Origin of the sequence: Mitsuaria sp. PDC51, assembly GCF_900113225.1 — a bacterium.
Classification (GTDB): Bacteria; Pseudomonadota; Gammaproteobacteria; order Burkholderiales; family Burkholderiaceae_C; genus Roseateles.
Genome location: NZ_FOZE01000003.1, coordinates 184,359 through 199,050 on the forward strand (window position 1 = coordinate 184,359; position 14,692 = coordinate 199,050).

14 protein-coding genes are annotated in these 14,692 nt (G+C 70.7%); all 14 read left to right on the forward strand.

What is annotated here, in order from left to right; translation table 11 throughout:
* Positions 1–80 precede the first annotated feature (80 nt).
* Positions 81–2,429, forward strand: a complete 2,349-nt coding sequence (locus BM393_RS21360; protein ID WP_091732522.1) for a bifunctional salicylyl-CoA 5-hydroxylase/oxidoreductase — start codon at positions 81–83, stop codon at positions 2,427–2,429.
* 62 nt (positions 2,430–2,491) lie between these two features.
* Entirely contained in the window at positions 2,492–3,280 is a 789-nt protein-coding gene (locus BM393_RS21365; protein ID WP_091732525.1) for an SDR family NAD(P)-dependent oxidoreductase, read from the forward strand.
* Positions 3,280–3,795 carry a MarR family winged helix-turn-helix transcriptional regulator gene (locus tag BM393_RS21370; RefSeq protein WP_091732528.1) on the forward strand — a complete coding sequence of 172 codons (516 nt, stop codon included), beginning with the start codon at positions 3,280–3,282 and terminating at the stop codon, positions 3,793–3,795. The genes BM393_RS21365 and BM393_RS21370 overlap by 1 nt, the downstream gene beginning before the upstream one ends.
* 103 nt (positions 3,796–3,898) lie before the next feature.
* Positions 3,899–4,738 carry an enoyl-CoA hydratase family protein gene (locus BM393_RS21375; protein ID WP_091733802.1) on the forward strand — a complete coding sequence of 280 codons (840 nt, stop codon included), beginning with the start codon at positions 3,899–3,901 and terminating at the stop codon, positions 4,736–4,738.
* Between the two features lie 7 nt (positions 4,739–4,745).
* Positions 4,746–5,897, forward strand: a complete 1,152-nt coding sequence (locus BM393_RS21380; protein WP_091732532.1) for an acyl-CoA dehydrogenase family protein — start codon at positions 4,746–4,748, stop codon at positions 5,895–5,897.
* Between the two features lie 10 nt (positions 5,898–5,907).
* Positions 5,908–7,542 (forward strand): benzoate-CoA ligase family protein, encoded by a 1,635-nt coding sequence (locus BM393_RS21385; protein ID WP_091732535.1) that lies wholly within the window; start codon positions 5,908–5,910, stop codon positions 7,540–7,542.
* A 164-nt stretch (positions 7,543–7,706) separates the two neighbouring features.
* The gene (locus tag BM393_RS21390; RefSeq protein ID WP_217648515.1) at positions 7,707–8,852 is read left to right on the forward strand and encodes an ABC transporter substrate-binding protein; all 1,146 of its coding nucleotides are present in this window, start codon (positions 7,707–7,709) and stop codon (positions 8,850–8,852) included.
* A gap of 19 nt (positions 8,853–8,871) precedes the next feature.
* Positions 8,872–9,792 carry a branched-chain amino acid ABC transporter permease gene (locus tag BM393_RS21395; protein WP_091732543.1) on the forward strand — a complete coding sequence of 307 codons (921 nt, stop codon included), beginning with the start codon at positions 8,872–8,874 and terminating at the stop codon, positions 9,790–9,792.
* 73 nt (positions 9,793–9,865) lie between these two features.
* Positions 9,866–10,831 carry a branched-chain amino acid ABC transporter permease gene (locus tag BM393_RS21400; protein WP_404932681.1) on the forward strand — a complete coding sequence of 322 codons (966 nt, stop codon included), beginning with the start codon at positions 9,866–9,868 and terminating at the stop codon, positions 10,829–10,831.
* Positions 10,824–11,708 (forward strand): ABC transporter ATP-binding protein, encoded by an 885-nt coding sequence (locus BM393_RS21405; RefSeq protein WP_091732550.1) that lies wholly within the window; start codon positions 10,824–10,826, stop codon positions 11,706–11,708. The genes BM393_RS21400 and BM393_RS21405 overlap by 8 nt, the downstream gene beginning before the upstream one ends.
* A complete protein-coding gene (locus BM393_RS21410; RefSeq protein ID WP_404932671.1) occupies positions 11,705–12,418 on the forward strand; it encodes an ABC transporter ATP-binding protein in 714 nt (237 codons plus the stop codon). Before BM393_RS21405 ends, BM393_RS21410 begins: the two co-directional genes overlap by 4 nt.
* 10 nt (positions 12,419–12,428) lie before the next feature.
* A complete protein-coding gene (locus BM393_RS21415) occupies positions 12,429–12,875 on the forward strand; it encodes a thioesterase family protein (protein WP_091732553.1) in 447 nt (148 codons plus the stop codon).
* A 13-nt stretch (positions 12,876–12,888) separates the two neighbouring features.
* Positions 12,889–13,326: a RidA family protein gene (locus tag BM393_RS21420; RefSeq protein WP_091732557.1), complete on the forward strand. Its 438-nt coding sequence runs from the start codon at positions 12,889–12,891 to the stop codon at positions 13,324–13,326.
* A gap of 66 nt (positions 13,327–13,392) precedes the next feature.
* Positions 13,393–14,586: an acyl-CoA dehydrogenase gene (locus tag BM393_RS21425; protein ID WP_091732560.1), complete on the forward strand. Its 1,194-nt coding sequence runs from the start codon at positions 13,393–13,395 to the stop codon at positions 14,584–14,586.
* The last annotated feature ends 106 nt before the right edge of the window (positions 14,587–14,692 follow it).

Consider the following 14,692-nt stretch of genomic DNA (forward strand, 5'->3'; position numbering starts at 1 on the left):
GATCGTTGACACCTCAACTATCAATGCCTAAAGTGCTCCCGTCAAGCAGTCATCGGCCGGCGCGAGCGGGCCTCGGAAACATGCGCATCACCTGCATCGGCGGCGGCCCCGCCGGCTTGTACTTCGCCTTGCTGATGAAGCGGCAGGATCCCGCCCATGAGGTCACGGTGCTGGAGCGCAACCGCGCCGGCGACACCTTCGGCTGGGGCGTGGTGTTCTCCGACCAGACGCTGGCTGCGCTGCGCGAGGCCGATCCCCAGACCGCCGAGCAGATCCTGCAGTCCTTCAACCATTGGGACGACATCGCGGTCCACATCGACGGCCGCACCATGGTCTCGGGCGGGCATGGCTTCTGCGGCATCGGCCGCCGCAAGCTGCTGGACATCCTGCGCGATCGCTGCGAGCAACTGGGCGTCGCGATCCGCTACGAGACCGAGGTCGTCGACGACGCGGACATCGATGCCGACCTGATCATCGCGGCCGACGGCCTCAACAGCCGCCTGCGCCAGAAGTACGCCGCGACCTACCAGCCCGACATCGACCTGCGGCAGTGCCGCTTCGTCTGGCTCGGCACCACCAAGCTCTTCGACGCCTTCACCTTCGACTTCCAGAAGACCGAATGGGGCTGGTTCCAGGCGCACGCCTACCGCTTCGACGAGACGCACTCGACCTTCATCGTCGAGACGCCCGAGCCGGTGTGGAAGGCCGCCGGCCTGGAGGACATGAGCAAGGAAGACGGCATCGCCTTCTGCGAGCGGCTCTTCGCCAAGGTGCTGGACGGCCATCCGCTGATCTCCAACGCGGCGCACCTGCGCGGATCGGCGCAGTGGATTCGCTTCCCGCGCGTGGTCTGCAAGCGCTGGGTGCATCACAACGGTCGCGCGCCGGTGGTGCTGATGGGCGACGCGGCGCACACGGCGCATTTCTCGATCGGCTCGGGCACCAAGCTCGCGCTGGAGGATGCGATCGCGCTGGCCCGCGACATCGAACGCCACGGTGGCGGCGTGGAGAGCCTGTCCTCGGCGCTCGACGAATACGAAGCCACGCGCTCGATCGAGGTGCTGCGCATCCAGAACGCGGCGCGCAATTCGACCGAATGGTTCGAGAACGTCGACCGCCACGCGCGCCTGGCGCCGGAGCAGTTCGCATACTCGCTGCTGACGCGTTCGCAGCGGATTTCGCACGAGAACCTGCGGCTGCGCGATGCGCGTTATGTTGGCGAATACGAGGCCTGGCTGGCACGCCGTTCGGGCCTGGACCGCGCCGCGCCGCCGATGTTCACGCCGTTCACGCTGCGCGGCACGACGCTGAAGAACCGGGTCGTCGTCTCGCCGATGGCGCAGTACTCCTGCGTCGACGGCCAGCCGGCGGACTACCACCTCGCGCACCTGGGCGCCCGCGCCATGGGCGGCGCGGGCCTGGTCTTCGCGGAGATGACCTGCGTCTCGCCCGACGCCCGCATCACGCCCGGATGCCCGGGCCTGTGGAACGACGCGCAGCGCGATGGCTGGCGGCGCATCGTCGACCATGTGCATGCGAGCTCCACCGCCAAGATCGCGATGCAGCTCGGCCATGCCGGCGCGAAGGGCTCGACCCGCGTGGCCTGGGACGGCATCGACCAGCCGCTGGACGAGGGCAACTGGCCGCTGATATCGGCCTCGCCGCAGCAGTACCTGGAGGGCGTGAGCCAGTGGTCGCGCGCGATGACGCGCGAGGACATGGACCGCGTCAAGGCCGACTTCGTCGCCGCAACCCGCCGTGCCGCCGAGGCCGGCTTCGACTGGCTGGAGCTGCACTGCGCGCACGGCTACCTGCTGTCGAGCTTCCTGTCGCCGCTGACCAATCAGCGGACCGACGACTACGGCGGCACGCTGGAGCACCGGCTGCGTTATCCGCTCGAGGTCTTCACCGCGATGCGCGCAGTCTGGCCGGCGGATCGGCCGATGTCGGTGCGCATCTCCGCGCACGACTGGGTGCCCGGCGGCACCACGCCCGAGGACGCGGTCGCGATCGCGGAGGCCTTCAAGGCCGCGGGCGCCGACCTGATCGATGTCTCGTCCGGCCAGGTCAGCAAGCGCGAGAAGCCGGTCTACGGCCGCATGTGGCAGACGCCGTTCAGCGAGAGCGTGCGCAACCGCGCCGGCATCGCGACGATCGCCGTGGGCGCGATCTCCGAGGCGGACCACGTCAACAGCATCATCGCGGCCGGGCGCGCCGACCTGTGCGCCGTCGCGCGGCCGCACCTGGCCAATCCGGCCTGGACCTTGACCGAGGCCGCGCGCATCGGCTACCTGTCCGGCCCGGGCCTGGACTGGCCGGTGCAGTACCTGTCCGGCAAGAGCCAGATGGAACGCGACTTCGAACGCCAGCGCGCGATGGGCGGCGGCGCCGCGGCGCAGGAGCAGGCCAACCGGGCGCTCGGCGTCTGAGCGGCCGGACGCGGCGCACGCGTGGCGATGGGCATTCGAGCAACGATGGACAGGCAGGCGGCATGAGCAACCCGTATCCCCTCGAAGGACTGCATGCGGTCGTCACCGGCGGCGGCTCCGGCATCGGCGCCGCGATCGCGCAGGCGCTGATCGCCGACGGCGCGCGCGTGACGCTGATGGGGCGCCGGCTGGACCGACTGCAGGCGCAGCGTGACCGGCTGAGCGTCGACGGCGGTCCGTCGGTCGAGCTGCAGGTCTGCGACGTCGCCGACGAGGCCAGCGTGCGCCAGGCCTTCGCCGCGACGGTGAAGGCCGCCGGGCCGGTCGACCTGCTGGTCAACAACGCCGGCCAGGTCGAGACCGCGCCGTTCGCGAAGACCTCGCTGGAGACCTGGCGGCGACTGCTCGACGTCAACCTCACTGGCAGCTTCCTGTGCAGCCGCGAGGTGCTGCCGGCGATGACCGAGCGCCGCTTCGGCCGCATCGTCAATGTCGCCAGCACCGCCGCGCTGAAGGGCTACGCCTATGTCGCGGCCTACTGCGCGGCCAAGCATGGCGTGCTCGGTCTGACGCGCGCGCTGGCGCTGGAGACGGCGCGCAAGGGCGTGACCGTCAACGCGGTCTGCCCCGGCTACACCGAGACCGACATCGTGGCCGGCGCGATCGACACCATCGTCGCCAAGACCGGCCGCACGCCGGAGCAAGCCCGGGCCGAGCTGGCGGCGGTCAATCCGCAGGGGCGGCTGGTGGACCCGGCGGAGGTCGCCGCCTCGGTCGCCTGGCTGGCGCGGCGCGACAGCGGATCCATCACCGGCCAGGCCATCGCGGTCGCCGGCGGGGAGGTGATGTGATGCGCGACAGCGACGAGGACCTGGGCCCCGAGCTCGTGCCCGACCTGGAGTCGCGCCTGCACGATGGCGACCATCAGGCGCTGCGCCTGTGGCTGCGCCTGCTGGCCTGCACGACGCGCATCGAGGACCAGATCCGCCAGCGCCTGCGCAACGACTTCGGCACGACGCTGCCGCGCTTCGACCTGCTGGCGCAGCTGGAGCGCAGCCCCGACGGTCTGACGATGCGCGAGCTGTCGCAGCGCCTGATGGTCACCGGTGGCAACGTCACCGGCATCACCGACCAGCTCGAGGCCGAGGGGCTGGTCGTGCGCGAGCCGCATCCGTCGGACCGGCGCAGCGTCACCGTGCGGCTGACGCCGGCCGGGCGGCGCCAGTTCAAGCGCATGGCGGCGACGCACGAGGGCTGGATCGTCGAGCTGCTGGCCGGCTGGTCGCCGGAGGAGAAGACCCAGGTGTACGCGCTGCTCGCGGGGCTGAAGGGCCACCTCGCGCAGCTGGACGCCGCGCGCCGATGAGCGGCGGATGCAGGCCATGGCGCCACGCGGCGCGGAGCGATGGACAGGCCGGTGGCCGATGCGGCGCATCGGCGCCAGTGAACGAATCAAGGAGCACGAATCGATGGATCAACACCTCATCAGCGGCAACCGGCGCAGCCTGAAGGGCTTCGAGCCCCGCCACTTCGCGTGGCGGCAGGAGGGCGAGGTCGGCGTGATCACGCTGAACCGTCCCGAGCGCAAGAACCCGCTGACCTTCGAGTCCTATGCCGAGCTGCGCGACCTGTTCCGCACGCTGGCCTATGTCGACGAGGTGAACGCGATCGTCGTTCAGGGCGCGGGCGGCAACTTCTGCTCCGGCGGCGACGTGCACGAGATCATCGGCCCGCTGACGGCGATGTCGATGCCGGACCTGCTCGCCTTCACGCGCATGACCGGCGACCTGGTCAAGGCGATGCGGGCCTGCCCGCAGCCGGTCGTGGCCGCCATCGATGGCGTGTGCGCCGGCGCCGGCGCGATCATGGCGATGGCCTCGGACCTGCGCGTCGGCACCGCGCGCAGCAAGACGGCCTTCCTGTTCACACGCGTCGGCCTGGCCGGCTGCGACATGGGCGCCTGCGCGCTGCTGCCGCGCATCGTCGGCCAGGGCCGCGCGTCGGACCTGCTCTACACCGGCCGCAGCCTCGGCGGTGAAGAGGCGCTGCAGTGGGGCTTCTTCAACCGCGTGGCGGAGCCGGACGCGCTGGAAGCCCAAGCGGTGGCCTGGGCCGCGGAGATCGCCGCCGGCCCCAACTTCGCGCATGCGATGACCAAGCGGATGCTGCATCAGGAATGGACGATGGGCGTCGACGAGGCCATCGAGGCCGAGGCGCAAGCCCAGGCGATCTGCATGATGACGCAGGACTTCCACCGCGCGTACCACGCGTTCGTCGCCAAGCAGCGCCCCGAATTCAAGGGCGATTGAGGACGGCATGAATCACCTGAAGCACCTGGACTGGCCGTTCTTCGAGGATCGGCATCGCGCGCTCGCGAGCGAACTGGACGCGTGGTGCGCGAAGCACCTCGCCCATGGCGCGGTCGATCACGAGGACGTGGACGCGAGCTGCAAGGCGCTGGTGAAGGCGCTCGGCGCCGGCGGCTGGCTGACGCATGCGGTGGCCGGCGAAGGCGAAGCCATCGACACCCGCGCCATCTGCCTGCTGCGCGAGACGCTGGCGCGCCACGACGGGCTGGCGGACTTCGCCTTCGCGATGCAGGGGCTGGGCTCGGGCGCGATCTCGCTGATGGGCACGCCAGCGCAGCGCGAGGCCTACCTGCCGCGCGTCGCGCGCGGTGAAGCGCTGGCGGCCTTCGCGCTCTCCGAGCCGGAGGCGGGGTCCGATGTCGCGGCGATGCAGTGCGCCGCGCGCGAGGACGGCGACCACTACGTGCTCGACGGCCAGAAGACCTGGATCTCGAACGGCGGCATCGCTGATTTCTACGTGGTGTTCGCGCGCACCGGCGAAGCGCCCGGCTCGCGCGGCATCAGCGCCTTCATCGTCGACGCGGGCCTTCCCGGCTTCGAGATCGCCGAGCGCATCGACGTGATCGCGCCGCACCCGCTGGCGACGCTGCGGTTCACGCGCTGCCGCGTGCCGAAGTCCGCGATGGTCGGCGCGCCGGGCGAAGGCTTCAAGGTGGCGATGCGCACGCTGGATGTGTTCCGCACCTCGGTGGCCGCGGCGGCACTGGGCTTCGCCCGCCGCGCGCTGGAGGAAGGGCTGTCGCAGTCCAAGGAGCGCGCCATGTTCGGCGCGACGCTGGCCGACCTGCCGCTGACGCAGGCCAAGCTGGCCGACATGGCCTGCACCGTCGACAGCAGCGCGCTGCTGGTCTACCGCGCGGCCTGGGAGCGCGACCAGGGTCGCACCATCACCCGCGAGGCCGCGATGGCCAAGCTGATGGCGACCGAAGGCGCGCAGCGCGTCATCGACGCGGCGGTGCAGCTGCATGGCGGGCGCGGCGTGCGGCGCGGCGAGATCGTCGAGTCGCTGTACCGCGAGATCCGCGCGCTGCGCATCTACGAGGGCGCCAGCGAGGTCCAGCAACTGATCATCGGACGAGACCTGTTGAAGAACGGATAAGGACTTCCTCATGCACCGCAGCGCCCACCAGGACACCTTCGCCCGTGACAACCTTCCGCCGCTGGACCAGTGGCCGGAGCTGGTCTTCGACCTGCCGGCGCTGCGATTCCCGGAGCGAATGAACTGCGCGCATGAGCTGCTGGATCGCTGGGTCGCGCAGGGGCAGGGCGATCGCGGCTGCGTGATCGGCGGCGACGGGCGCGGCGGCGAACTGCGCTGGACCTATGCCGAGCTGCAGGCGCAGGCCAATCGCATCGCCAACGTGCTGGTGAACGAGATGGGTGTGGTGCCGGGGAACCGCGTGCTGCTGCGCGGCGCCAACACGCCGCAGATGGCCGCCTGCTGGTTCGCGGTGATGAAGGCCGGCGCGATCGCGGTGGCGACGATGCCGCTGCTGCGCGCCAAGGAACTGGGCCAGGTCATCGAGAAGGCACGCATCTCGCATGCGCTGTGCGACGAGGCGCTGGCCGGGGAACTGGAGACGGCGCGGGCGCAGTGCCCGGTGCTGGCGCGGGTCTGTCTGTTCCGCAGCGAAGCGGCCGATGGCCTGGAGGCCTTGGCCGAACGCCAATCCGAGCGCTTCGACAACGTCGACACCGCGTCCGACGACTGCGCGCTGATCGCGTTCACCTCCGGCACGACGGGCCAGCCCAAGGGCACGATGCACTTCCATCGCGACGTGATCGCGATCTGCCGCTGCTGGCCGGTGCATTGCCTGCGCGCGAACGCCGATGACGTGTTCATCGGCAGTCCGCCGCTGGCCTTCACCTTCGGCCTGGGCGGGCTGGTGCTGTTCCCGCTCAGCGTCGGCGCGTCGACGGTGCTGCTGGAGAAGGCCTCGCCCGACGTGCTGCTGCCCGCGATCGCGAAGCATCGCGCGACGGTGTGCTTCACCGCGCCGACCTCCTACCGCGCGATGGCGGCGCAGGCGGCGTCCCACGACCTGGCGTCGCTGCGCAAGTGCGTCAGCGCGGGCGAGGCGCTGCCCGCGGCGACGCGGCAGCTGTGGAAGGACGCCACCGGCATCGAGCTGATCGACGGCATCGGCGCGACCGAGCTGCTGCACATCTTCATCTCGCACACCGAGGAGACCGCGCGGCCGGGCGCGACCGGCCGGCCGGTGCCGGGCTATCGCGCCCGCGTCGTCGACGACGCGGGGCGCGACGTGCCGGCGGGTACCGTTGGCAAGCTCGCGGTGCAGGGACCGACCGGCTGCCGCTACCTTGCCGACGACCGGCAGGGCCAGTACGTGCGGCACGGCTGGAACCTGACCGGCGACGCCTACCTCATCGACGCCGACGGCTACTTCGTCTACCAGGCGCGCACCGACGACATGATCATCTCCGGCGGCTACAACATCGCCGGGCCGGAGGTGGAGTCGGCGCTGCTGGCCCATCCGGCCGTCGCCGAATGCGCGGTGGTCGGCGTGCCGGACGAGGAGCGCGGCCAACTGGTGAAGGCCTTCGTCGTGCTCAAGCCCGGCACGGCCGGCGCCGACGACGAGGCCGCGCTGGTCAAGGCGATGCAGGACTTCGTCAAGGCCACGATCGCCCCGTACAAGTACCCCCGTGCGATAGAGTTCCGCGCCAGCCTGCCCCGGACCGAGACCGGCAAGCTGCAGCGCTTCCGGCTGCGCGAAGCATGACGCCGCGCGCAGCGATCCCCACCGCGCCCAGCCGTACCGGCGTGACCATCCGACCCGTCCCTCACGGGGCCTTTCTGGAGCGTCCGATGAACGCGAACGAAACGAAGCCGTCGCCGCAGTACGAGCCCACCGTTGTCCAGCGCGCGTTCGCCGCGCTCGCTGCCATGGGCGCGGTGCTCGCCCTGGCGGCGCCGGCGCAGGCCGCCGACAAGCTCAAGGTCGGCATGCTGAGCACGCTGTCGGGGCCCGGCGCCGGTCTGGGCGTCGACATCCGCGATGGCTTCGCGCTCGCGGTCCAGCAGGGCGGCGGCAAGCTGGGCGGCCTACCGGTCGAGGTCCTGACCGCCGACGACCAGCAGAACCCCGAGGTCGCCAAGCAGTCGGCCGAACGGCTGCTCAAGCGCGACAAGGTCGACGTGATGACCGGCATCGTGTTCTCCAACGTGATGCTGGCCGTCGGCCCCAGCGTCTTCGCGGCGCAGGTGCCCTATGTCAGCGCCAACGCCGGGCCCTCGCAGTACGCCGGCGAGCAGTGCAACCGCTACTTCTTCAACGTTGCCTGGCAGAACGACAACCTGCACGAGGCCGTCGGCAAGACGGTGATGGACAAGAGCTTCAAGAAGGTCGTGGTGCTGGCGCCCAACTATCCCGCCGGCAAGGACGCGGTGGCCGGCTTCAAGCGCTACTACAAGGGCGCGGTGGCCGACGAGATCTATACCAAGCTGGGCCAGCTGGACTACGCCGCGGAACTCGCGCAGGCGCGCGCCGCCAAGCCCGATGCGATGTACATCTTCCTGCCCGGTGGCATGGGCATCAACTTCATCAAGCAGTTCGTCGGCGCGGGGCTGTCCAAGGACATCACGCTGTTCGGGCCGGGCTTCTCCGCGGACGAGGACGTCATCAAGGCGGTCGGCGAGCCGATGCTGGGCATGTTCAACAGCTCGCACTGGGCGCATGACCTGGACAACCCGGCCAACAAGCGCTTCGTCGCCGACTTCGTCAAGGCCTACGGCCGGTTGCCCTCGCTGTACGCGAGCCAGGGCTACGACGCGGCGCAGCTGATCGGCGCGGCGGTGCGCGACGTGAAGGGCAAGGTCGAGGACCGGCCCGCGCTGCTCAAGGCGCTGAAGGCGGCGAAGTTCGACTCGGTGCGCGGCCCCTTCCGCTTCAACCACAACCAGTACCCGGTGCAGGACTACTACCTGCGCGTGATCACCAAGGACCCGCAGGGCCGCGTGACCAACCGGACGCTGGGCAAGATCTTCGAGCAGCACGCCGACGCCTACGCGCCGCTGTGCAAGATGAAGTGAAGGCCGCGGGCGCGCATCGATGGACCTCATCCTCGTCGCCGAGCAGGCCCTCAACGGCCTGCAGTTCGGGCTGATGCTGTTCCTGCTGGCGGCCGGCCTGACGCTGGTCTTCGGCATCATGGACCTGATCAACCTGGCGCACGGCTCGCTGTACATGGTCGGCGCCTACCTGGCCGCGGCGGCGATGGCGGCGGGCGCGTCCTTCGGCATCGCCGTGCTCGCGGCGATCGCGGGCACCGCGCTCCTGGGCATGGCGCTGGAGGTGACGCTGCTGCGCCGGCTCTACCAGCGCGACCACCTGAGCCAGGTGCTGGCGACCTTCGCGCTGATCCTGATGCTCAACGAAGGCGTGCGCATGATCTGGGGCGAGCAGCCGCTGATGCTGAACACGCCGGCCGCGCTTTCCGGTCCGGTCGAGCTGCTGCCCGGGCTGATGTATCCCGCCTACCGGCTGCTCATCATCGGCGTGGGGCTGGTGGTGGCGCTGGCGCTGTACCTGCTGGTCACGCGCACGCGCTGGGGCATGTGGGTGCGGGCCGGCGCCTCCAACCGCGCGATGACCACCGCGATGGGCGTGCCCGCGGACCGGCTGTTCACCGCGGTCTTCGGCATCGGCGCGGCGCTGTGCGCGCTGGCGGGCTCGCTGCTGGGCCCCTTGCTGGCGGTGCAGGTGGGCATGGGCGAGAGCATCCTGATCCTGGCCTTCGTCGTCATCGTGATCGGCGGCATCGGCTCGATCCGCGGCGCGCTGGTCGGCGCGCTGCTGGTGGGGCTGGTGGACACCGGCTCGCGCACGCTGCTGCCCGCGGTGCTGCGGCAGGTGGCGTCGCCGGAGGTGGCGTCCAACCTCGGGCCGGCGCTGGCGTCGATCCTGATCTACCTGCTGATGGCGGCGGTGCTGTTCTGGAAACCGCGCGGCCTGTTCCCCGCGAGAGGCTGAGCCCATGACAGAGCCGATCACCGAGCCGATCACCGAGCCGATCACCGAGGCCGTGACGACCCGCCACACGCTGCTGCACCATCGCGCCCTGGGCCCCTGGGCCTGGGCGCTGCTGGTGGCGCTGGCGGCCTTGCCGCCGCTGCTGCAGGCGCTGGGCCTGGAGTTCTACACGGTGGTCGCGACGCGGGTGCTGATCTTCACGATCGCCGCGGCGAGCCTGAACCTGATCCTGGGCTTCGGCGGGCTGGTGAGCTTCGGCCACGCGGCCTTCGTCGGGCTGGGCGCCTACACCGTCGGCGTGCTCGCGGACGCGGGCATCGGCTCGGCCTGGATCGCGTGGCCGGCCGCGATGGTCGTGTCGGGCGTCGCGGCGGCGGTGATCGGCGCCATCAGCCTGCGCACGCGGGGCGTGTACTTCATCATGATCACGCTGGCCTTCGCGCAGATGTTCCATTACCTGGCGGTCTCGCTGAAGGCCTACGGCGGCGACGACGGCCTGCCGCTGGCGGCGCGCTCGACCCTGTCCGGCCTGCCGCTCAGCCTCGCCGACGATGCCTCGTTCTACTGGGTCGCGCTGGCCATCTTCGCGCTGGTGTTCGCGGGCCTGCGCCGGCTGGTCAATTCGCCGCTGGGCTGGCTGCTGCAGGCGGCGCGGGAGAACGAGACCCGCGTCGCCGCGACCGGCGGCCGGGTCTTCGCGGTGCAGTGGACCGCCTTCGTCGTCGCCGGCGCAATCGCGGGCCTGGCCGGCGCGCTGCTGGCCAACCTGAACGGCCTGGTGTCGCCGCACCTGATGCACTGGTCGCAGTCGGGCCAGCTGATGGTGATGGTGATCTTGGGCGGCGCCGGCGCGCTGTGGGGCGGACCGCTGGGCGCGGCCGCCTTCCTGCTGCTCGAGGAGCTGCTGTCCGGCGTGACGATCCACTGGCAGTTCGCACTCGGCGCGATCCTGCTGGTGGTCGTGCTCTTCGCCCCGCGCGGGCTCACCGGGCTGGTCGGGCGCAGGAGCGGCCGGTCCAAGGAGGCCGTGCATGCCTGAGGTCCTGCACGACCTGTCGAGGGCGGCGTCGTCGCGCTTGCCCGAGCTCGCGCTGCTGCAGGTGCATCGGTTGGTGAAGCGCTTCGGCGCGCTGACCGCGACCGACGAGGCCAGCCTCGAGGTGCGCGCCGGCGAGACCCATGCGCTGATCGGCCCGAACGGGGCCGGCAAGACGACGCTGATCCACCAGATCTCCGGCGCGCTGGCGCCCGATGGCGGCGGCCTGTTCTTCGACGGCGAGGACGTCACCGCGCTGTCGATGCCGCAGCGCGTGCGCGGCGGCCTGGTGCGCTCGTTCCAGATCACCAGCATCTACCGGCGCTTCACCGTGCTGGACAACGTGGTGCTGGCGGTGCTCGCGCGGCGGCCGGCGGCGCCCTCGTGGTGGCGACCGGCGCGCGCGGACGAGGCCGCTTATGCCGATGCCGAGGCGATGCTGGCGCTGGTGGGCCTGACGGCGATGGCCGATCGCGTCGCGGGCGCGCTGGCGCATGGCGAGCAGCGCCAGCTGGAACTCGCGCTGGCGCTGGCGGCGCGGCCGCGGCTGCTGCTGCTGGACGAGCCGATGGCGGGCATGGGGCCGGACGAGTCGGCCCGCATGGTCGAGCTGCTGTCGGCGCTGAAGGCGCAGCGGCTGACGCTGCTGCTGGTCGAGCACGACATGGACGCGGTCTTCCGGCTCGCCGACCGCGTGTCGGTGCTGGTGAGCGGGCGCGTCATCGCCACGGGCACGCCGGACGAGATCCGCAACGACGCGGCGGTCCGGCAGGCCTACCTCGGCGACGAGGCGGAGGCCGCGGACCGGGGGGACGCGATGGATGTGGCGGACCCGGCCGGCCCGTCGGCCCGGAGCCACCCGGCGAAGGAGGGCGCATGAGCGACGCGCTGCTCGAGATCGAGGGCCTGCGCGCCGGCTACGGCGGCAGCCAGGTGCTGTTCGGCGTCGACCTGCGCATCGCGCCGGGCGAGGTCGCGACGCTGCTGGGCCGCAACGGCATGGGCAAGAGCACGACGCTGCGTTGCCTGACCGGCTGGCTGGCGCCGAGCGGCGGGCGCATCCGCTTCGCCGGCGAGGACGTGACCGGCTGGCGCGCCGACCGCATCGCGCGGCTGGGCCTGGCCATCGTGCCCGAGGGGCGCCAGGTCTTCCCCAACCTCAGCGTGCTGGAGCATCTGCGGGCCTTCGAGGCCAACCGCTGCCGCGCGGCCGAGCCGTGGAGCGTCGAGCGGGTCTTCGCGCTGTTCCCGCGGCTGCGGGAGCGCGCGGGCAATCTCGGCCAGCAGCTGTCCGGCGGCGAGCAGCAGATGCTCGCCATCGGCCGCGCGCTGGTCACCAATCCGCGGCTGCTGGTGCTGGACGAGGCCACCGAGGGCCTGGCGCCGCTGATCCGCGAGGACATCTGGCGCTGCCTGGACACGCTGCGCCAGGCGGGCCAGACCATCCTGGTGGTCGACAAGTATGTGAAGCGGCTGATCCGCCTCGCCGACCGGCACAGCATCGTGGAGCGTGGCCAGGTCGTCTGGCGGGGCGACTCCGCGGCGCTGGCGGCCGATCACGGCGTGTGGCACCGCCATCTGGGCGTCTGAGGAGGACGATGTGACGAATGCCGCCTTCGAGCGTGAGGTGCTGATCCGCTTCGGTCATTGCGACCCGGCCGGCATCGTTTTCTTCCCGCGCTACTACGAGCTGCTGAACGCCTTCGTCGAAGACTGGTTCAACGAGGGCCTGGGCGTGTCGTACGCCGAGTTGCTGGGCCCGCGTCGCATTGGCCTGCCCACGGTGCAGCTGCAGACCAACTTCGAGCGCATCAGCCGCCAGGGCGACCGGCTCACGCAGCGGCTGTGGATCGAGCGGGTGGGGCGCAGCTCGCTGTCGCTGCGGGTCCGCTTCGACGGCGCCGACGGCGCGCGCGTGAGCTTCGGCCAGGTGCTGGTGTGCACCTCGCTGGAGACGCATCAGTCCCAGCCCTTTCCCGAGGACGTCCGCGCCGCGCTGGTGCGGGCGGTCCAGGCGCAGCAATCCCATCAATCGTCCGAGCAGTAGAGGAGTCACGACGATGAGCCACGAGAACGAGAAGAACGCCCCCGCCGCAAAGCGCCTGCTGCAGCCGGCGGCCTGGGCCGCGCCGCGCGGTTATGCCAATGGCGTCGCCGCGGTCGGCACGCAGGTCTTCGTCGCCGGCCAGATCGGCTGGAACGGGCAGTGCCAGTTCGAGAGCGACGATTTCGTCGACCAGGTGCGGCAGGCCTTGATCAACATCAAGGCGGTGCTGGCCGAGGCCGGGGCCGAGCCCAGGCACATTGCGCGGATGACCTGGTACCTGGTCGACAAGCGGGAGTACGTCGCGCGCGGCCGCGAGGTCGGGCAGGCCTACCGCGAGGTGCTGGGCAGCGAGTACGGCATCGCGATGACCGCCGTGCAGGTGGCGGGGCTGATCGAGGATCGTGCGAAGGTTGAAATCGAGGTGACGGCGGTGGTGCCGGCGCGGGACTAGGATCGGTCCCAGCCTGCGCCGCGTCCCGGGAGACGCAGTCACATCAACAGGAACGGAAGAGACATCATGAGCCAAGCATCCAAGGCCGCGAAGGCCGCATTCCACTGGGACGATCCGCTGCTGCTGGAGCAGCAGCTGAGCGACGACGAGCGCGCCGTGCGCGACGCGGCGCGGGCCTACTGCCAGGACCGGCTGGCGCCGCGGGTGCTGGAGGCCTTCCGGCATGAGAAGACCGACGCGGCGATCTTCCGCGAGATGGGCGAGCTCGGCCTGCTGGGCCCGACCATCCCCGAGGAATACGGCGGCGCCGGACTGAACTATGTCTGCTACGGCCTGATCGCGCGCGAGGTCGAGCGCGTGGACAGCGGCTACCGCTCGATGATGAGCGTGCAGAGCTCGCTGGTGATGGTGCCGATCCACGAGTTCGGCAACGAGGCGACCAAGCGCAAGTACCTGCCCAAGCTGGCCAGCGGCGAGTGGATCGGCTGCTTCGGGCTGACCGAGCCGAACCACGGCTCGGACCCGGGGTCGATGATCACGCGGGCGCGCAAGGTCGAGGGCGGCTACTCGCTCAGCGGCAGCAAGATGTGGATCACCAACAGCCCGATCGCGGACGTGTTCGTCGTCTGGGCCAAGGACGACGGCGGCCAGATCCGCGGCTTCGTGCTGGAGAAGGGCTGGAAGGGCCTGAGCGCGCCGGCGATCCACGGCAAGGTGGGGTTGCGCGCGTCCATCACCGGCGAGATCGTGATGGACGAGGTGTTCTGCCCCGAGGAGAACGCTTTCCCCGAGGTGCGCGGCCTGAAGGGCCCGTTCACCTGCCTGAACAGCGCCCGCTATGGCATCGCCTGGGGTGCGCTGGGCGCGGCCGAGGCCTGCTGGCACACCGCGCGGCAGTACACGATGGATCGCAAGCAATTCGGCAAGCCGCTGGCCGCCAACCAGCTGGTGCAGAAGAAGCTGGCCGACATGCAGACCGAGATCACGCTGGGCCTGCAGGGCTGCCTGCGGCTGGGGCGCATGAAGGACGAGGGCACGGCGGCGGTGGAGATCACCTCGATCATGAAGCGCAACAGCTGCGGCAAGTCGCTGGAGATCGCGCGCACCGCGCGGGACATGCTGGGCGGCAACGGCATCAGCGACGAGTTCGGCATCGCGCGCCACCTGGTCAATCTCGAGGTGGTCAACACCTACGAGGGCACGCACGACATCCACGCGTTGATCCTGGGACGGGCGCAGACGGGGATTGCGGCGTTCTGAACGACCTGCCCCGCCGGAGCCTTCTTCCAGCGGGGCTCGTCACTGATACGGGTCATTGATCGAGATCTCCGGCAGTGCAATGCTGCCGACCATTCGTTCCTGTTCG